Here is an 18,511-nt window from a genome sequence, read left to right as displayed (position 1 = left end):
GCTTCAGCGTTCGTTGATCAGGTCCAGCGGGTAGACCGGCCTGCGGACGTTCTCGTAGTTCAGCAGGCTGTTGTCGGAAGTGGTGACCCCCACGCCGTCCAGCGTCAGGGTCGCCTTGGCAAGCGGCGCGAATCCGGCGCGATAGTGAATGCGGGATTTCAGCAGCAGATAGCGCTTGTGCAGCGGGTCGATGCCGACGGAGGTGAAGACGCCGGTATCCCACGGCTCGTGATGCTGTGACACGACCACGATCTGCATGCCGCCGGTCTCCAGCACCGCCGTCGGTCCCATGCGCACGGTGACACCCGTGTACATCGGCCCGCGACAGACCCATTCACCATCGGTCAGGGTGCGCACCTTGCCGGTCAGTTCCAGCGGCGCGCCCGCCCGGTCGATGGCGGGCATGTCGGTGCGCCCGCCCAGGGTCAGGGTGATGGTCGATCCGACACCCGCCGCCTGCATCCGTTTCACGGCCTCCGGATCACATACGGCGGCAACGGCCACATCCTGCAGCCCCTGACGCAGCACCTCCGCGATCACGGTCATCACGTCCTGTGTACCGCCAGAGCCCACATTGTCGGCGTGGTCGAGCAGGATCACCGGCCCGTCCGTCAGTTCCTTCGCCTCGCTTACCGCTTCTTCCAGTGGCCGATGCGGATAGATGAAGGCTTCGCGCTCGGCCCATGCGGCGGCCATGATCTCGTCGCGCACCTGTTCCGCCAGCGCCAGATCGTTGTCTGTCACGATGACGACCGAAGTCCCCGCGTCCGGCATGTCAGCCAGCGCGAAACCGCCGAAGACCGTCGCGGCCAGCACGCCGGGGCGCTGCTCCGCCGCCCGGGCCATGGCGATCAGGCTCTTCATCGGCTCATCGTCGGTGCCCTGCATCAGGGTCTGCGACAGCAGTGGCAGGTTGCCCCAGCGCATGACCGGCGTGACCTCTCCATCCAGCATCCGCAGCAGCACGTCACCGATCTGCTGCCCCATCTCATGCATGTCCACATGCGGGTAGGTCTTGTAGCCGATCAGGGCGTCGCAATTGTCGACCATGGCATCGGTCAGGTTGCAGTGCAGGTCGCAGGTGACCGCGATGGGCACGTCCGGGGCCACGGCACGGATGCGGCGCAGCAACTCCCCCTCCCCATCGAAGGTATGCTCCGCCACCATCGCACCGTGCAGGTCCAGCATCACGGCATCGCAGCCGTCCGCCACCGCATCAACGATTGCCCCGGCCATCAGCTCGTAGGCGTCCCGCTGCACCTTGCCCGACGGCATCGCCTCCGCCGCCACCGGGGTCACGATCTCCGCGCCACGCGCCCGCGCCAGGTCCAGATAGGCGGCAAACGGCATCCCGGTGCCGTCATAGGCCGCCAGCGCCTCGTCCCCCAGAAAGCTGCCCCAGCCGGTGAAGCGTGCCCAGTCGGTCACCACGGGCGAGAAGGTGTTGGTCTCGTGTTTCATCATGGCAATGACGATGCGCATGGGTGTTCCCCTCCCCCGGTTCGAATCCGTCGTGCATTCTACAAATGAAAAGGCCCGGTGGCGAACCACCGGGCCTTTCCCGATCAGACTGGCAGTCGCGAAGCCTATTCGCGGTCGCCCAGCAGATGCATCAGCATCATGAACAGGTTGACGAAGTTCAAGTACAGCGCCACCGCATCGAAGATCGCGGAGCGGACAGCCACATCGCCTTCCATCCGGTGCTGGATGTAGGTCGACTTGATCCGCTGCGTATCGAAGGCGGTCAGGCCCGCGAAGATCAGCACACCGACCATCGAAATGACCATCTGCATCATGGAGGATTCCATGAAGATGTTCACGACGGAGGCGATGATCAGGCCGATCAGGCCCATCATCAGGAAGCTGCCCATGCCGGACAGGTTCTTCTTGGTGGTATAGCCGAACAGGCTGAGACCGGCGAAGGAGGCTGCGGTGATCATGAACACGCGCACGACCGAAGCATCGGTATAGGCGATGAATATCGTCGACATCGAAACGCCGAACATCGCCACCATCAGCCAGTAGAGCGCCTGCATCACCGGGGTGCTGAGCTTGTTCTGGGCGAAGGACATCACCAGAAGGATGCCGATCGGAGCCAGCATGACGACGATGCCGAGGCCGGAGCCGAAGATCGCCTGCATCATCGACGGCGAACTGGACACCAGCAGCGCCACGACGCCACTGACGAGGAGCCCCGACGCCATGTAGTTGTAGACGCCGAGCATGTACTTGCGCAGGCCCTGGTCTAGTTCGGCGGCCTGAGCGCCACTGGCCGTTGCGCCATAGCGCTGGTCAGCATTGGTTGCCATTTTTGACAAACTCCCTGTGAGTTGAATTCGTACTGGGAATGATATTGGCCCATAGCCCCCGTGAATCAAGGAAAACCGGAACATCCATCGAACATGTGCGCAGTTTTGATAGTTTTTTTCTATCAACCGGATGAACGGCTCTCCTGTCAGCCTGTCCTGAACCCGAACGCCTCGGCCAGGGCGCGGCTGTAATACCTGTCCCCCAGCGTCATCGCCGTCCGGTCACTGTCCTTTCAGGCAAAGGCGTCGGGCATCGAATCCTTCTTGCGGCGGATGAAGTCGTTCAGCGCCTCGTCGATCGAGGGATCCAGCGCCGGTGCCTCATAGGCGTCGAGCCACTTGCGGACCAGGTCACGGCCGCGGTCCTCCAGCCGACGCTCGCCCTCCGCCGCCCATTGCTCGTAGGAATTGTTGTCGGTCAGCGGCGACAGGTAGAATGCCGACTTGAAATTGGCCTGCGTATGGGCGCAGCCGAGGTAATGCGCGCCGGGACCAACCTCCCGGATCGCGTCCATGGCCTGCCCGTTCGGTGACAGGTCGATCCCGTCCGCGAAGCGCTGCATCATGGCAAGCTGGTCGCAGTCGAGCACGAACTTCTCGAACGAGGAGACCAGCCCGCCCTCCAGCCAGCCCGCGCTGTGCAGTGCGAAGTTGACACCGCCCATGACGGTCGGGATCAGCGTCGCCTGGCTTTCGTAGGCCGCCTGCGCATCCATCACCTTGGAACCGCAGAGTGCACCACCGGAACGGAAGGGCACCCCGATACGCCGCGCGAGCTGCGCCGCGCCGTAGAGGATCAGGGCCGGTTCCGGGGTCCCGAAGGTGGGCGCGCCGGACTGCATCGACATGGAGCTGGCAAAGCTGCCGAAGATCACCGGGGCACCGGGGCGGCAGAGCTGCGTGAAGGCCATGCCGGCCAGCGCCTCGGCCAGGGTCTGGGTCAGAACACCGGCCGGTGTCACAGGGGCCATCGCGCCGGACAGGATGAACGGCGTCACGATGCAGGCCTGATTGGCGCGGGCGTAGGTCTTCAGCGCCCCCAGCATTGTGTCGTCGAAGACCATCGGCGAGTTGGCGTTGATCAGCGACACCAGCACGCAGTTCTGGTCGACGAAATCGGCGCCGAACAGCATCTGCGCCATTTCCACCGTGTCCGCCGCCCGGTCCGGGTGGGTGACGGAGCCCATGAAGGCCTTGTCGGAATAGCGGATGTGGCTGTAGATCATGTCCAGGTGACGCTTGTTCACCGGCACGTCCACCGGCTCGCAGACTGTCCCGCCGGAGTGATGCATCGACGGCGCCATGTAGGCCAGCTTCACGATGGTCCGGAAATCCTCAATGGTCGCGTAGCGCCGCTTGCCGTCCAGATCGCGCACGAACGGCGGCCCATAGACCGGGGCGAAGACCGTGTTGTTGCCACCGATCTCCACATTGCGCTCGCTGTTGCGGGCATGCTGGGTGAAGGTCGCCGGAGCCGTCTCGATCAGCTTGCGGCAGAGACCGCGTGGAAACCGCACCCGCTCTCCGTCCACATCGGCACCGGCATCGCGCCACATCTGCAGCGCCTCCGGGTCGTCGCGGAATTCGATGCCGATCTCCTCCAGCACCGTCTCGGCATTGTATTCGATCAGTTCCAGCCCCTCGTCGGTCAGAACCTCGAACGGCTTCAGCTTGCGCGTGATGAAGCGCTGCTTCTCCATGCCACCGCCACGACGGCCCTCGCGCCGGTTCTCGGCGCCGCCACCACGTCGACCGCGCCTGCGCCCCGTGCTCTCAGCGCCATCGGCCGTAACGGCTGCGTCGTCGTTGCTGCTGTCAGTTGCCATGGCCGAAAACCCCCCGATTCAAGGAAACAGACTGAATGGGCCACCCCATCCGTTCATCCTGAGTATAGACAGCGCGCACGGGTGGCTTGCCAGTTCGCGTCACTGCGCCGCCGCGCCGGGAACAGCCACGATCGTTCGGTGCGTGACCCGCGTCGCAAAGAACGACGCATCCTGTCGTAATCGACACACCGGATCAGGCGCGGCTTCGCCATATTGACCAACAGCTTGACCCATATCGTGGTTGCGTGCGGAGAACTGTTGCCATGGCCGATGAAGACGATGATGTCGTCCTGTCCGAACTGGACGATGCCGAGCTCGTCCAGCAGATGCATGACGACCTCTACGACGGTCTGAAGGAAGAGATCGAGGAAGCCGTCAACATCCTGCTGGAGCGTGGGTGGGCCCCGTACGACATTCTCACCCAGGCGCTGGTGGAGGGGATGCGGATCGTCGGCATCGACTTCCGTGACGGCATCCTGTTCGTGCCGGAGGTGCTGCTGTCCGCCAATGCCATGAAGGCCGGCATGTTCATCCTGCGCCCGCTGCTGGTGGAAACCGGCGCGCCGAAGGTCGGCAAGATGGTGATCGGCACCGTGAAGGGCGACATCCACGACATCGGCAAGAATCTGGTCGGCATGATGATGGAAGGCGCCGGCTTCGAGGTCATCGATCTGGGCATCAACAACCCGGTCGAGAACTATCTCGACGCGCTGGAGGAGCACAAGCCCGAGATCCTGGGCATGTCCGCCCTGCTGACCACCACCATGCCCTACATGAAGGTCGTGGTGGACACGATGAAGGAAAAGGGCATTCGCGACGACTATATCGTCATGGTCGGCGGTGCCCCGCTGAACGAGGAGTTCGCGGAAGCTGTCGGCGCGGACGCCTATTGCCGCGACGCGGCTGTCACGGTCGAGACGGCGAAGGAACTGATTGCCCGTCGCCACAACCAGCTCTCGTCCGGCAACTGAGACATCGGGCACGCCTGCCATCCCTGACCGGGGCCGGAAAGGCATGACCTGAACAGGAAACTGCAACAGACAGGGGCCGGTTGGGTCCCTGCGCGGAAGCGGTGACGCAATCATCGCACGACAGGGTTTGACTTCCATTTCTCATGAACCGGAAAGCAAGACCATGGCAGACACCACTCGCCCTCCCCGATCAGCACGACCGCGGTGCGGCCCTGATCTGAGCGAACAGGCACAGGACAGGACCCTGATCATCGCCTGTGGCGCGCTTGCGCGCGAGATCGGCTCCATCATCGGGCGCAACGGCCTGTCGCATCTGGCGCTGCGCTGCCTGCCTGCCACCCTGCACAACACGCCGGAGAAGATCCCGGAGGCCGTGCGCGAAGCCGTGCGTGCCGCGCGCGGGAACTATGGCCGCGTTGTCGTCGGCTATGCCGACTGCGGCACCGGCGGCCTGCTGGACAAGGTCTGCGCGGAGGAAGGTGTCGAGCGCATCCCGGGACCGCACTGCTACGCGTTCTATTCCGGCAACAGGGCCTTCGAGGCTGCCGGTGACGACGACATGACCAGTTTCTACCTCACCGACTTCCTGGTCCGGCAGTTCGATACGCTGGTCATCCGGTCCCTCGGCCTCGACCGCCATCCGGAACTGCGGGACATGTACTTCGGCAACTACGAGAAGGTGATCTATCTGGCCCAGACGCAGAGCGCGGAACTGGACCGTGCAGCCGAACTGGCGGCGGAGAAGCTCGGCCTGGCCTATGAGCGTCGTCAGGTCGGTCTGGGCGACCTGGAGCAGTTCATCACCGAGGTGAACTGAGCGCCCTGGCGTCGAGAATGGCCCGGGCAAATTCCTCCGGGGCTTCCTGCGGCACATTGTGACCGATGTTGGCTAGGATCCTGTGTTCATGCGGCCCGGTGAACCTGCGCGCATGGTGGGCGGTGCCTCCCGTGCCCAGCACCCCGTCACTGTCGCCGTCGATGGTGATGGACGGGACGGTGATGTCCGGCTGCTCCGCCAGCCGTCGCTCGATCTCCGCCACCGCCGGATCGCCCGCGACGAGACCGTAGCGGTGACGGTAGGAATGGATGACGACCTCAACGAAGTCCGGATTGTCGAAATGCGCCGCCGTGGCGTCGAAGGTCGCCTGGTCAAAGGCCCACTTCGGCGACCACAGCCGCCACAGCAGGTGGCATATGTCCCGACGGTTCCGGGTCAGCCCGGCCCGCCCCCGCTCCGAATGGAAGTAGTACTGGTACCAGTAGGCGTACTCATCCACGGCGGCTGCCGGCTCCATGCTGCGCGCGATGTTCTGGATGTTGTAGCCATTCACGGAAACCAGCGCCGACACCCGCTCCGGCCAGAGTGCCGCCACCACGCAGCCGGCCCGTCCACCCCAGTCGTAGCCACCAAGTACGGCCTGTCCGATCTCCAGGGCGTCCATCAGTGCCCGCAGATCCGCGCCGAGTGCCGCCTGCTCGCCTGACCTGGGCGTGTCCGGGTCACGGGACCGCGTCGGACCATATCCACGCAGGAACGGCACGATCACCCGCGCGCCCTCCGCCGCGAGCAGCGGCGTCACATCGCCATAGCTCTCCGGGCCATAGGGAAACCCGTGCGAGAGGATGACCGGCCAGCCATCAGCCGGGCCGGTCTCCACAAAGGCAATCTCCAGCGATCCCGCCCTGACGGACGACAGCTTCGTCTCCACGACCTCAGGCGGCCGCGCCGCGGTTGACCTGAACCGACTTGACCGATGCCTTGACGACCGGAATCTCGTCGTCGCTGAGTTCCGGCATCCGCTTCTTCCGTGCCAGGGCCGCTTCGATGTACGGCGCGAGTTCCTTTGCCTTTGCCGCTTCCTTCTCGGCCTGCCTGGCCTTGAACTCGGGCAGGACCTCATCAGCAAACAGGTTCAATGAAGCGCAGATCTGCTCATGCGTGTTGCGGCCCGCCTGCTGCAGCAGGATGATCTGATCGACACCAGCGGCCTCAAAATTCCGGATATGGTCACGGAAGTCATCGGGCGTGCCGATACCGGGCGCATGCAGCAACCGGGCGGCATCATTCTCGCCCGCCGCGGCGGCAACCATCTCGTCTTCACGCACCTTGCGCTGGGCCTGGAAATCCTCCCAGATCGTCGTGCGTCCCGGCTTCACGTCCTCGGCCACGAGCTGGCGCATGGCAAAGCCGAAGAACTCGAACCCTTCCTGCCCCTGCCGGATCGCGGTTTCGCGGTCATGATGCAGCGAGAAGGCCGAGACCATGGCGATATTGGCGTTGACCGCATGACCGATGGGGACACATTCCTCCGACTTGATGATGTCGTAGTAGATCTTTGACCAGCTCTGCGCCTCCTCCGGGTCGAGGAAGCTGAAGGCCAGGGCGCCGACACCCAGTTGTGCCGCCACGCGGATCGTGTCGCGGTTGGTGCAGGCCATCCACATGGGCGGATGCGGCTTCTGCAGCGGCTTCGGCACCACGTTGCGGCAGGGTACCGAGAAGTTCTCGCTCTCGTAGCCGGGATAGGGGTTCATCACCATCATGTTGGCAACCTGCTCGGCCGCCTCCAGCGCCATGTTGCGCTTCTCCTTCGCCGGGATGCCGAAGCCATGCAGTTCCAGGCGTGTCGCGCCTTCGCCGATGCCGAACTGTGCCCGCCCGTTGGACACCAGGTCCAGCGTCGCGATCCCCTCCGCCGTGCGGGCAGGGTGATTGTAGTTGGGAATGACCTGGCGAATGCCGTGACCGATCCGGATGTTCTGCGTCCGCCCTGCCGCAGCCGCCAGAAACACCTCCGGCGAGGCGCAATGGCTGTATTCCTCCAGGAAATGATGCTCGACGGCCCACGCGTAATCGATCCCCAGACGATCAGCCAGCTCTACCTGTTCCAGCGCGTTCTGGAACAGTCTGTGCTCGTCCCCCTCGTTCCAGGGCTTTGGCAGTTGCAGTTCGTAAAAGACGCCGAATTGCATGATAGTCTCTCCCCAACATTCATGATTTACCCAAGGGTAGCAGAACACACCCACGGGTCAAAGACGCCGGAGATACTGACATGTCACATCCCAGGGCCCTTCTGTTCGACGTATTCGGCACGGTCGTGGACTGGCGCAGTTCTGTGGCGCGCGAGATCGAGCGCATTGGCGAGCAGAAGGGATTTTCGGTCAACGGTCATGACTTCGCGCTCGCCTGGCGGAAACTCTACCAGCCGGCCATGGCGCGGATCAGACAGGGCAACCGGGGCTTCGTGCCGCTCGACATCCTGCATATGGAGAACCTGCGCGACGTGCTGGTGGAATTCTCCATTGATTGCCTGTCAGAGGCCGAGATCGACGACCTGAACCGCGTCTGGCACCGCCTGGACGCCTGGGGGGACTCCGCAGGTGGCCTGAACCGCCTGAAGTCACGCCACATCGTGGCCACCTGCTCCAACGGCAATATCGCGCTGATGGTCAACATGGCCCGGCGCGCGGGCCTGAACTGGGACGTGATCCTCGGCGGTGAAGTGGCGCAGGCCTACAAGCCGGATGCCGAAGCCTACCTGCGCTCCGCCGCCTTCCTGGGCCTGAAGCCGGAGGAATGCTGCATGGTCGCAGCCCACAATGAGGATCTGGCCGCCGCCCGCTCCTTCGGCCTGCAGACAGCCTATGTCGAGCGGCGCAACGAGTTTGTCACCAGCGGCGGCAAGCCACGCCCCCCCAGCCAGGACTGGGAATGGGTCGCCAGTGACTTCATCGATCTGGCTGAGAAGATGGGCTGCTAGGTCGTTCCGTCGCCTGGTTCAGGGCGACCGACGGAAATGCTGAGGAAATCCGGTTCGCGGTGTCGTCCGGTCCGGGTCTCGTGACCTGCGTGTTGCTGCTTTGGGTCCGCGCGGTTGCCGGTCACAAGTCAACTGTCCGCATCCTGGCCTCCGGCGACTTCCGGCGCGGTCAGGCGCCGGAAATCCGGCAGTCCTGCACCGATGTCGAAGTGGACCTCATTCTCTATCTCGAGCGTCATCAGCATGTCCTCCTCCGGGTCGCGGTAGCCTTCCTCGTGAATCGTGTTCGACTGGTAATAGATCAGCCGCACTGCACCGGAATTGTCCCGCATCGGCAGACCGATGGACTCGTTGAGTATCTGCTTGCCCGCTGATGTCCGCGCGCGCAGGTGTGCCAGGATTCCGCAAGGCTGCTCGCACATCACGAACAGGGAGCGGGAGGCATTCTCCTTGCGCCAGTCCTCGACGAAATCGAGATAGTTGGTTCCCGTGATCTCGGTTCCATATTGTTCGCGGACACCGGTTCCGGCCAGGTGCACCCTGATGAAGTCCGGAGAGATCAGTTCGTGGATCACATAGGTGGAAAGGATCGGTCCCTGCGTGCAGGGATCGAAATCCTGACGCGTCGGCACCAGCCCCTGCCGGGGCAGGCTGAACCAGTAATTCGCGAATGCCAGGCTGCGCCTGTCGCGAATGTCCAGTGTCGACAGAATGTCAGCGGAATCCATGAGACGCGCCTTGTCTGCGGGACCGTCGGAAGCCGGGCCAACTGCGGGACCAGCGTCCGTCATGGTAACAGGCAAATGCAGTGCGAACACGCCCGGGATGTTTCCGGTGGGAGATTCTTGTTACTTCCGCGTGCCGTCGCGACTATGATGTCATGTCAGCTAGAAATGTCAGTATCCTGATCCAGCGTGTTTCCGAGGCTCGGTTCCCCAGACGGGGGGCTTCTTCGTTTCCATACTGAGTTCACGACCAGTCACTGGAGAAGCACCTATGCAGCGTTCGACCCCCAGCAAGGCCGAAGAGAAACTCGCGCTGGAAGAGCGCAAGGCGCGGCAGATGATCAAGGACAAGGAAACTGCACGCGTTGCGCGCAATGCCAAGGTCGAGAAGCTGAAGGCATTGCGGATCGCCAAGGAAGCCGAAGAGCTGAAGGCGAAGGAAGCCGAGGCAGCGGCGGCCCCTGCCCCGCGCAAGCGCAAGGCCCCGGCAAAGAAGAAGACCGCAGGCTGACCCCTGCCCCGGCGGAGACCGTGCGGCCTGCTGTGACCAGACTGTGACCGCCCTTGAATCGACACAATCTCGACCGACATAGCGCCTGCTATGGTTGTCGGAGTTGATTGGCGAAATCCGGTCGGCTGCTGCACCATTGCAGGATCGGGTGACTGGCTCCGGCCCGTCGCGCAGCTTGCCCGTCAGGGTTCCCATTCGAAGGGGTAGTTTTCGTCATGAATGTCATTCGCGTCACCACTGCTGGTCTGCTGATGCTGGTTCTGGCCGCATGCAGTGGCATCCACTCGAACGAGACCTACAAGCGCGGCGAACTTGGCCGCGCCGCCTCCATCGAGAAGGGCACGATCGTCAGCGTCCGCAGTGTTGACGTCGAGGGTACGCGATCAGGCGCCGGTACGGTCGGTGGTGCGGTTGCCGGTGGTGCCATCGGCTCCCAGATCGGCGGCAGCGGCGTCGTTCGTGTCGCCAGCGCGGTAGGCGGCGCCATCATCGGTGCAGTTGCCGGTTCCGTGGCCGAGGAGGGCATTACGTCCGGCACCGCGACGGAGTTCATCATCCGCAAGGAGAACGGCGACACCTTCGTGATCGTGCAGAACGATGGCGAGGAGATGAAGGCCGGGCAGCCTGTGCTGATCATCTATTCCGACAAGACCCGCATCGTGCCTGACCAGGGTCAGGAAATCACGACAGCCAAACCGGCGTCCTGACACCGGTTGGCGCTGGCTCTCATCCCAGCGCCAGCACCCGCCGGGCCAGCGCGATCCGGTCATCGATGGAGCGCATGACTGTCGGCGTGACCGGCGCCTGGATCCCCAGGGCGGTCACGGACCCGACCGAACCTGCGTCAGCCGTATCCAGCACCAGATGGCTGACGATGTCCCGGTAGCGTCCGGCGACCGCAACAACGCTGGGGTCGGTCCCCAGTTCCCGGAACATCTTGGCCGTCGGTCCCTTGATGGCGTCTCCGCCGACAATGGGTGAAACGGCCACGACCGGGGTTCCCCCGTCACGCAAGGTCCGCAAACGGTCCCGCAGGCCGCTCAGATACAGGATCGGGTCGATGGAAATGAACGGGTTCGATGGCCCGATGATGACCATCGCCGGGTTCTCCAGCGCAGCGGCAACCTCGGCGGTCGGTGCCTGCGGCGCGCCACCGTGCAGGGTGAAACCGGTCACGGCGGGTGCTGCGCGCAGACGCACGAAGTAGTCCTGGAACGCCACGGGGCCATCGGCTGTTTCGATGATGGTCGGTGCGACCGTATCGGTCATGGGCAGGATGCGCGGCCCGATCCCGAGCGCCCCGGCCAGTGCTGCCGTGACTTCGGTCAGCCCTTCTCCGGCCCGCATGCGCCGCGTGCGCTCCACATGCATGGCGAGATCCCGGTCGCCGAGGAAGAACCAGTCCGGTCCCCCCAGTTCACGCATCGCGGTCATGAAGCCGTCGCTCTCGTCCTGCCGTCCCCAGCCCTGCGCCAGGTTGGCGCGGTCGGACAGGGTATAGACCAGCGTGTCGATGTCCGGGCAGATGCGCAGGCCCAGATGGTCGAAGTCATCGCCCGTATTGGCGATGATCGCCAGGTCCTCGGGCGGCAGCACCCTGGCCAGTCCCAGCGCCAGTTTGGCCCCGCCGACGCCGCCGGACAGATAGGTGATGCCGCTGCCGTTCATCGAAACAGATCCATCAGCGGGTGCCGCACCAGCTCATCCGCCGTACCGTGACGACCGGCAAGCTGCATGCCGCGCATGATCACGACAGGCACGCCCTCCGCGCCCTGCCCCATGACCAGGGAGGCGGCGGCGGCGACCTCGTCCGCGATACCCAGTTCGCTGGCCTGCAGTTCCCGCCCGTCCCGGTCGATCTGCCCCCGCAGATCCTGCATCGCGGGCACCCCGGCCACGCCGATGGCGATACCGGCACTTCCGACCCGCCAGGCCCGACCGGGACTGTCATTGACAACCACGCCAAGTTCACATGCGGCAAGCCGCTGCAGGTCCGCGCGCAGCCGCTGCGCGCTGCCGTCCGGGTCCACCGGCAGCAGCAACAGCCGCTCCCGCCCCTGTCGGTCGCGCGGCACATTGGAGGCATCGATACCCGCATTGGCCAGCACATGCCCGAGCCTGTGGCGGACGATCAGCACGCCGGGGCGATGGCGCACGACCTCAGACGCCTCGGACAGCACCACCTCCACCTGGCGCGGATCCTTGGCACACTGGGCGGCGATACGTATGGCACGGTCGGAGGGTCGGACCTCATCCAGCACGACATAGCGATCCTCCGCCTTGGATATCACCTTCTGCGCCACCGCGACGATGTCACCATCCCGCAGTCCGTCAGTCGAGGCGTTGGCGGCATCGTGGATCATCGCTGCCAGATCAGCCCCGGGCAGAACCTCCGGCAGTCCCTCCAGCCCGATCAGCTCAAGTCGCCGCATCGCGGGTCGATTCCTGGTCCGGGTCCGCTCAGTCCATGTCCGGCAGATTGGTGATGCGGATACCGGCACCGGGACTCTTGTAGCGCTTGTTCATGAAGATCAGCACGGATGTCAGCGCCTCGGCCACCGCCGCATTGTCGATGGGACCGACATGAAATCCACGCATGCCGCAGGCTTCCACCAGTTCGACCACCTGCTCCCGCGCCGCGACGACATTGCCCGCCACCAGCACATCACAGTCCGGATCATGCTCCAGATCCGCCAGATGATCGGCGGCAACGTTCTGGAAGGCGGAAACGACCTGCACGTCCGGTCCCAGGAAGTCCTGCGCGGCCTTGCCGGCGGAACCTTCGGGCGGCATCTGGACGCGGCTGACCTTCGGCGGCACCAGGGGCACGGTGACATCGACGACGATCTTGCCCTGCACCGCGTCCTTCACCGATTCCAGCGTCGATCGGTGGTTGGAGAAGGGGACGGTCATGACCACGATCTGCCCGGCCGCCGCGGCGGCGACATTGTCCATGCCCTGCACGCCCGAGCCAGGAAAGCGTTCGTTGAGCGCGCCGGCCGAGGTTTCCGCCTTGTCGGCGGTACGGCTGCCGATGATCACCGGATACCCGGCCCGCACCCAGCGGAGCGCCAGGCCGCCGCCAAGGTCGCCGGTGCCGCCGAGAACGGCGATCGAAGGTTTGCTGTCAGTCATTGTGTCGTCCTGTGATCCGGTCGTTGAAATTCAGAAGCGCCGCCCTGGGGCCGGCTGTTCAGCCGTCCCATTCCGTGTCATCGACAGTCAGGATACGGCGAATCTCGTCGCTGACGAAGCCGATGGCCATGGGCCGCTTGACGCCGGGCAGGACGGTCACGTCGTAGAGTTCCTCCACCACGCCGTCGATGCGCAGCCAGTGGACCACGTCCCCGGTGCGCAGGTCGATGACATAGATCGCGCAGCGCGGCTCCGCGTCAGCCTGCGTCAGCTTCTCGTCCAGCGGCAGACCGCTGAAGGTGCGGTTCTCGCGCGGCTTCGACAGGCCCAGCACGGCGTAGTCGCCAATCATCGTCAGGCCGCGCAGGAAACCGGGGCAGAAGGCCACGGGCACGAACTTGCCGGTATCCATGTCGATATGGCCGAACTCTCCGGTGCCGGCATTCGACAGCCACAGCTTGCCCTGATGCCAGCGCGGGCTGTGCGGCATCGACAGCCCATCGGCAATGATCTCGTTGCTGTCCACATCCATGACAATGCCACCGTCCGTGCGCCGGTCGCGCCAGCCGTCGGACACGTCGGAGCGGCTGACCGCGGTGACGAAGCCCGGCTTGCCGTCGCGCATGGCAAGACCATTCAGGTGGCAGCGATCCTCCGCCGCCAGCTTCGACAGGAACGGCGGCTTCCAGATCGGCTTGAAGGAGAACCTCTCGCTGGGCTCCGCGATGCAGCCGAACAGGGTGGCGATGAAGTTGACGTTGCCCTCCGCCGTCACAACGATGTCGTGGGTGTCGATGTCGCCGGTGGTATAGCCGATCTGGGGCACATAGACCCGGTCATAGCCCTGGTGCATCTGACCGTCGGGCAGGATGTTCTCGAACCGCCAGAGCTGGTAGAGCGAGCTCATCCAGATCGTCTGGCCATCCGCCCACATGCCCATGCAGCGGTTGAACGTCCGCTCGAACACCGACAGGCGGCCATCGTCACGCCGACCGACCAGGAACATCTTCCCCGCCTGATAGGTCGAGAAGCCCAGGCTCACGTTCGTCTCGCGCAGCCAGTCGCCAAACTGCCGCGACGGCGTCAGCACCAGTTTCTCACCATCTCCCGCAGCCGGAGACCCCTCCGCCGCGACCGCCGCCTCGTCTGTATCGCTCATGATCCGTCCTGCATGATCCAGCCTGCTGAGGCTGTAGCACACGGCGATGCGGGGTGGAACGGTCCAGCATCGTGACCAATGCGACAGCGCACGCGAATAGGGCCCCCATGCAGGTCACGCCGCCAGACGTGTCACGCCTTCCTCCATCCATGAAAGTCCGGACCTGTAGCGTGCATCGATGATGCCGTCCCGCAGTATGAAGAGGTGCAGCCATCCATTGTCGAACAGGTTCCGCACCTCCGGGTGCCGTTCCAGGATGGCAAGGATTGCCTCACGCGGGGCCTCGATCATCACTGTCAGGCGAAGCGGTTCATGCGTCAGCTTCTCCCCGTCATGCACCGACTGCCAAGGCAGTCCGGGACGCAGGCGACCGCTGTTCCCCTCGATCACGCCGATACCACCGACGACGTTGTGAATCAGCTTGTTGCCGCCGCCGAACACCTCCGGCGCAACCGATGAGCCGTAGTACTGGAGGCTGATCCAGCTCGCGACAACCACTGGCGCGGTCAGGATGAGTTCCAGCGTCGCAAACCCTTCATCAGCCTGCCAATCGTAGGTGTGCAGGAACGCCCGGCCGGCAAGGTCCCGGCTGGCCGTCACGCTGCGCGGTGCCGCAACGAAGGCCGCGCATCCGGCCAGACCCCACTCCGGGCGCACCTCCGCCCAGTTGCAGGCCCGCGCGGCAATCGTGTCGGCGGTGGCCCCGGGCAGCCTGGCCGCCCGCTCTGCCCGCGCAACGCGCCCGGCCTGCACCATCCATTCCCGGACCCGGCCCAGGTCTTCCCTGCGGCCAGCCGCGATTCCATCATCATGGATCGTGATCTCGTCGGTCGTGGTGTTGTGCAGACCGGCGACGAACAGGGTGTCCTCGGGAACGGAAATACCGCGCTCCTCCAGACCTGCGCGCGCCTCCGGGTCATTCAGCAACGTCGCGAGCAGCCGCGCCGACACCTCGCCGGTATAGCCGCCGCAGGCGCCGCAATGGTACGCACTGGCGTGAGGATTGTTGGTCACCTGCGCGCCGTGCCCCAGCAGCAGGACGACCTTCCCGTGATTTTCCGTCATGCTCATGGCCTTGAGCACTGTGGCGGCCGTGTCGGCCTTCTGTGCTGCCGTCATCCCGCCAACGACCTGCGGCGCAGGCTCTGCAGGCGCCGTGCCGCCCCCCTTCCCGAGCGCGTCCTTCACCAGCTTTGCCGCATAGAGCGGCCCCACGGACTCGACGAATGCGAAGGAAGACACGGCGGCCTGCCGGAACCGGCCCCAGGCCCGGCTGGTGCGGGCAGCGATCCGAACGCTTTGCTCATCCGCCGGATCGGTGTGGGAGGTGGTTTCCACCGTGGGGTTCAGCAGTACCGGCAGATGCGATTCCACCACGTCGGAGCCATGGGCCCGGTGCGCCAGCGGCAGCCCGAAGAAGCCCGCGAAACCGATGGTCTCGATCTCCCGATCCAGCCCCTCGAGGGCACGGCGAAACACCTCCGAGCGGACATCGATGCAGAAGGCCGTCTGCAGGAACGGACGCCCCGCTGTGGCCACCGCACCGTCGAGTGCCCGGGCCAGTGTGCGCTGATGCGCGCGGTCGGCGGCATCCTGCAGGATCGCCTGGATCACGTGATCCCCGGTCGGCGTGACAGGGGCATCATGCGCGGCCACGGTCAGCGCCCACGCATCACCGATCTCCGGCACATGGGCCAGCAGGGCCTCCTCCCAGATCAGCCGGATCGCCAGAATGTCAGCCAGTGTGCGGTCACTCTCTCCGGCAAGCTCCGCCTTCCACAGCAGCCAGCGCGCATGCTGCGACCAGCCACCGACATCGATCAGCAGCCGGTGAAAGACCGTCTCGCAAGCCTTCCCGGTCAGACCAAGGGCATCGGCGGCGTGCAGGATCGCCCGCTCCGACGTGTCGGGCGCGCGAGTGACAAGCGCGCAGAAGCCATCAAGGCCCGCGATCTCCGGCGTCAGGTCATGGACCGCCCATGCGCGCCAGGCGGCATAGGCGTCCGATCCCGGTGCCGGGGTCCAGAGGGCCTGTCCCTGATCAAAATGACCTGCCGCCCAGTGTCCGAAGGTCTTCTCGATGACCGACGGCCAGTCGATGCCGGTTGCCTGGGCCGCCAGATCCGCCACGGTCGGAAACACCTCCGGATCCGGATCAGCGTCCGGTTTCATCGCTGCTTCCTTGAGCACAACCAGATCGGAAGGCTTCAGGGCTGACGGAGACGCCTCCAACGCGTCGTAAAGGTCCTGATCGGTGATCCGCCCTTCGCTGATCGCAGCGGCATATGCGCTGCGGGCCTGGGAAACCCGGACACCCGCAACCCGCTCCAGCCGCGCCGAAGTGGTGGCCAGATCCTCCCCCGTCTGTCCGATGAACGGATTGACCGCGACCGTGGCTTCGAGCGGGAATGCGGGCGGGATCGCACGCACGGCGGCTTCGGCGGACTTCAGGATTTCATCCATCTGCCCGGAGGCAGTCTGGGAATGCGCTTTGAACATCTTGATCTCCATCATCTCAGTTGGTCCTGCCGACGCGGAAACCGCCGATTGCGCGGTCCAGCAGGGCATTCAGGTAGAGGCCGTTCGCCAGGTGGACCCGCAGTCCCGCAGTCGCCGGGTGATGCGCCCACAGGGGGAACAGGGCCTGGGCAAAGGCAACCAGTCCGAAGGACAGCACCGCCAGGACGACAAGGCCCCATTCAAGCGGACCGGGAACCGGCGCCGCAGGCAGGTGTGCGCCCCAGATGGCGTCCGCCGTGGCCTGGAAGGTGAAGTAGGCGAACGCCGCCGCGAGGGATGCGAGCACGGTGCGCTTGGTGAGGGCGGCGGGCGCGAGATCGGCCAGTCCCTGCGCCACCAGATAGGCGACACCGAAGATCAGTATCCCGCCGAGAGCGAGCGCCTGGGCGGTCTTCGGCCCGGTGACCGCCATGAACAGGCCCGCGATGATGCCATAGAGAACGATGGCCAGGCCGAACGACCGGAGCACGGCACCGAGGCGGGGCACGGCCACCGGCCCGGGCCGGCGGAGGCTCGCGACCGCACCGACTGCCTGACCCGAGGACAGGAAGGCATGGGCCTTGTAGAGGGAGTGGGCCACGATGTGCAGCAGTGCCAGCGCCCACAACCCGAGCCCGCACTGGAGCAGCATGAACCCCATCTGCGAGACCGTGGACCAGGCCAGCGCGGTCTTCACGGCGCTCTGGGTCAGCATCACGGTGGCACCGAACAAGGCGGTGAACCCGCCGATCATCACCAGCGCGGCCATGGCACCGGAACTGAGCTGCACCAGGTCAGCGACCGTGATCAGCAGGACACCGCCGGAATTGATGATGCCCGCGTGCAGAAGGGCCGAGACCGGTGTCGGGGCCTCCATGACCTCCGTGAGCCAGCCGTGGACCGGAAAGGCTGCTGTCTTCAGAATGGCCGCCAGGACAATCAGGGCAATCGGCAGCATCATCGCCAGGGTCAGACCTTCAGCCGTTGCAGCGGCAGCGAGATCCCCCAGGTTCGCGGTTCCATGGATGGCGAACAGCATCGCCCCGGCGACCAGAAGCGTCAGATCGCCCGCGTGCCAGACAAGGGCAAACTTGGTCGCCGCCCGCCGCCCCTCGGGACGATCCGCGTAGAAGAGAAGAAGCCGCCTCAGGCTCAGTCCGACGCAGGCCGTGGAGAGGATGAGGACGTCGAGGCTGCCCGACTGGACGAAGATGAGAACGGAGGCGAGCGTCACCAGCATCAGGCCGTGGAACGCGCCCTCCCGCTGCTCCCCATCCAGATAGGTGCGGCTGTAGCGCATCACCACCCATCCGATGAACGCAACCAGCAGCGTCATGGTCACGCTGAGCAGATCCGCACGGAGGCCGAGCAGGCCGGTCTCTGCCAGAACGGCGAACGCCGAAGGACCCGATACGATGAACTGCACCATGCCGCCCATCGCCAGACCAAGCGCCAGCAGCGCGGCAGCCTCGGATAGGAACGTCAGTCGCCCGGGCCGACGGCCAGGACGGGCCAGCGCAAGGGCAGCAACCAGCAGAAGGGCCAGCGGTGCGAGAAACGACAGGGACACGGCAGACGTCATGGGTGTTCTCCGGCAAATTCGACTGGCGGAGAA

General features: G+C 64.9%; 17 protein-coding genes. 5 read left to right on the top strand and 12 right to left on the bottom strand.

What is annotated here, in order from left to right:
* Positions 1–3: 3 nt before the first annotated feature.
* The 3 genes from QGV54_RS05730 to QGV54_RS05720 all read right to left on the bottom strand — a co-directional run bounded on the left by QGV54_RS05730 (position 4) and on the right by QGV54_RS05720 (position 4,135).
* On the bottom strand, positions 4–1,482 hold the full coding sequence (locus tag QGV54_RS05730) for a M81 family metallopeptidase (RefSeq protein WP_281017803.1): 1,479 nt from the start codon (positions 1,480–1,482) through the stop codon (positions 4–6).
* Positions 1,483–1,586: 104 nt separating this feature from the next.
* Positions 1,587–2,309: a Bax inhibitor-1/YccA family protein gene (locus QGV54_RS05725; protein WP_281017804.1), complete on the bottom strand. Its 723-nt coding sequence runs from the start codon at positions 2,307–2,309 to the stop codon at positions 1,587–1,589.
* 233 nt (positions 2,310–2,542) lie between these two features.
* Positions 2,543–4,135, bottom strand: coding sequence for a trimethylamine methyltransferase family protein (locus QGV54_RS05720; protein ID WP_281017805.1), 1,593 nt, complete (start codon positions 4,133–4,135; stop codon positions 2,543–2,545).
* A 263-nt stretch (positions 4,136–4,398) separates the two neighbouring features.
* Here QGV54_RS05720 and QGV54_RS05715 point away from each other — a divergent pair, with 263 nt between their 5' ends.
* Positions 4,399–5,106 carry a B12-binding domain-containing protein gene (locus tag QGV54_RS05715; protein WP_281017806.1) on the top strand — a complete coding sequence of 236 codons (708 nt, stop codon included), beginning with the start codon at positions 4,399–4,401 and terminating at the stop codon, positions 5,104–5,106.
* Positions 5,107–5,269: 163 nt separating this feature from the next.
* Entirely contained in the window at positions 5,270–5,923 is a 654-nt protein-coding gene (locus QGV54_RS05710; protein ID WP_281017807.1) for a DUF1638 domain-containing protein, read from the top strand.
* Here QGV54_RS05710 and QGV54_RS05705 read toward each other — a convergent pair.
* Together QGV54_RS05705 and QGV54_RS05700 are read right to left on the bottom strand one after the other, a co-directional pair.
* Complete coding sequence (locus tag QGV54_RS05705; RefSeq protein ID WP_281017808.1) at positions 5,907–6,815, bottom strand: alpha/beta hydrolase; 909 nt, start codon at positions 6,813–6,815, stop codon at positions 5,907–5,909. The two genes, QGV54_RS05710 and QGV54_RS05705, sit on opposite strands and share 17 nt — an antisense overlap.
* A 4-nt stretch (positions 6,816–6,819) precedes the next feature.
* The gene (locus QGV54_RS05700) at positions 6,820–8,079 is read right to left on the bottom strand and encodes an LLM class flavin-dependent oxidoreductase (RefSeq protein WP_281017809.1); all 1,260 of its coding nucleotides are present in this window, start codon (positions 8,077–8,079) and stop codon (positions 6,820–6,822) included.
* Positions 8,080–8,159: 80 nt separating this feature from the next.
* Here QGV54_RS05700 and QGV54_RS05695 point away from each other — a divergent pair, with 80 nt between their 5' ends.
* Entirely contained in the window at positions 8,160–8,867 is a 708-nt protein-coding gene (locus QGV54_RS05695) for a haloacid dehalogenase type II (protein ID WP_281017810.1), read from the top strand.
* 128 nt (positions 8,868–8,995) lie between these two features.
* Here QGV54_RS05695 and QGV54_RS05690 read toward each other — a convergent pair whose 3' ends face one another.
* The gene (locus QGV54_RS05690; protein ID WP_281017811.1) at positions 8,996–9,595 is read right to left on the bottom strand and encodes a PAS domain-containing protein; all 600 of its coding nucleotides are present in this window, start codon (positions 9,593–9,595) and stop codon (positions 8,996–8,998) included.
* 268 nt (positions 9,596–9,863) lie between these two features.
* Between QGV54_RS05690 and QGV54_RS05685 the strand changes: the two genes are divergently transcribed.
* Both QGV54_RS05685 and QGV54_RS05680 read left to right on the top strand, forming a co-directional pair.
* On the top strand, positions 9,864–10,103 hold the full coding sequence (locus QGV54_RS05685; RefSeq protein WP_281017812.1) for a hypothetical protein: 240 nt from the start codon (positions 9,864–9,866) through the stop codon (positions 10,101–10,103).
* 215 nt (positions 10,104–10,318) lie between these two features.
* Positions 10,319–10,810: a glycine zipper 2TM domain-containing protein gene (locus tag QGV54_RS05680; protein WP_281017813.1), complete on the top strand. Its 492-nt coding sequence runs from the start codon at positions 10,319–10,321 to the stop codon at positions 10,808–10,810.
* A gap of 19 nt (positions 10,811–10,829) precedes the next feature.
* Here the strand turns inward: QGV54_RS05680 and cofD are convergent, their stop codons facing one another.
* From cofD to QGV54_RS05650, 6 genes are all read right to left on the bottom strand, one after another.
* Entirely contained in the window at positions 10,830–11,771 is a 942-nt protein-coding gene (cofD, locus tag QGV54_RS05675; protein WP_281017814.1) for a 2-phospho-L-lactate transferase, read from the bottom strand.
* Positions 11,768–12,535, bottom strand: coding sequence for a coenzyme F420-0:L-glutamate ligase (gene cofE / locus QGV54_RS05670; protein WP_281017815.1), 768 nt, complete (start codon positions 12,533–12,535; stop codon positions 11,768–11,770). The genes cofD and cofE overlap by 4 nt, the downstream gene beginning before the upstream one ends.
* A 28-nt stretch (positions 12,536–12,563) precedes the next feature.
* Positions 12,564–13,238 (bottom strand): NADPH-dependent F420 reductase, encoded by a 675-nt coding sequence (npdG, locus tag QGV54_RS05665; RefSeq protein ID WP_281017816.1) that lies wholly within the window; start codon positions 13,236–13,238, stop codon positions 12,564–12,566.
* 58 nt (positions 13,239–13,296) lie between these two features.
* Positions 13,297–14,397, bottom strand: coding sequence for a TIGR03032 family protein (locus QGV54_RS05660; RefSeq protein WP_281017817.1), 1,101 nt, complete (start codon positions 14,395–14,397; stop codon positions 13,297–13,299).
* A gap of 114 nt (positions 14,398–14,511) precedes the next feature.
* The gene (locus QGV54_RS05655; protein WP_281017818.1) at positions 14,512–16,896 is read right to left on the bottom strand and encodes a DUF2309 domain-containing protein; all 2,385 of its coding nucleotides are present in this window, start codon (positions 16,894–16,896) and stop codon (positions 14,512–14,514) included.
* Positions 16,897–16,912: 16 nt separating this feature from the next.
* The gene (locus tag QGV54_RS05650; protein WP_281017819.1) at positions 16,913–18,478 is read right to left on the bottom strand and encodes a proton-conducting transporter membrane subunit; all 1,566 of its coding nucleotides are present in this window, start codon (positions 18,476–18,478) and stop codon (positions 16,913–16,915) included.
* Between the last annotated feature and the right edge of the window lie 33 nt (positions 18,479–18,511).

It is taken from the genome of Minwuia sp. IMCC3060, assembly GCF_029909435.1.
Lineage (GTDB): Bacteria > Pseudomonadota > Alphaproteobacteria > Minwuiales > Minwuiaceae > Minwuia.
This window is presented reverse-complemented; position numbering and strand designations above follow the sequence as displayed.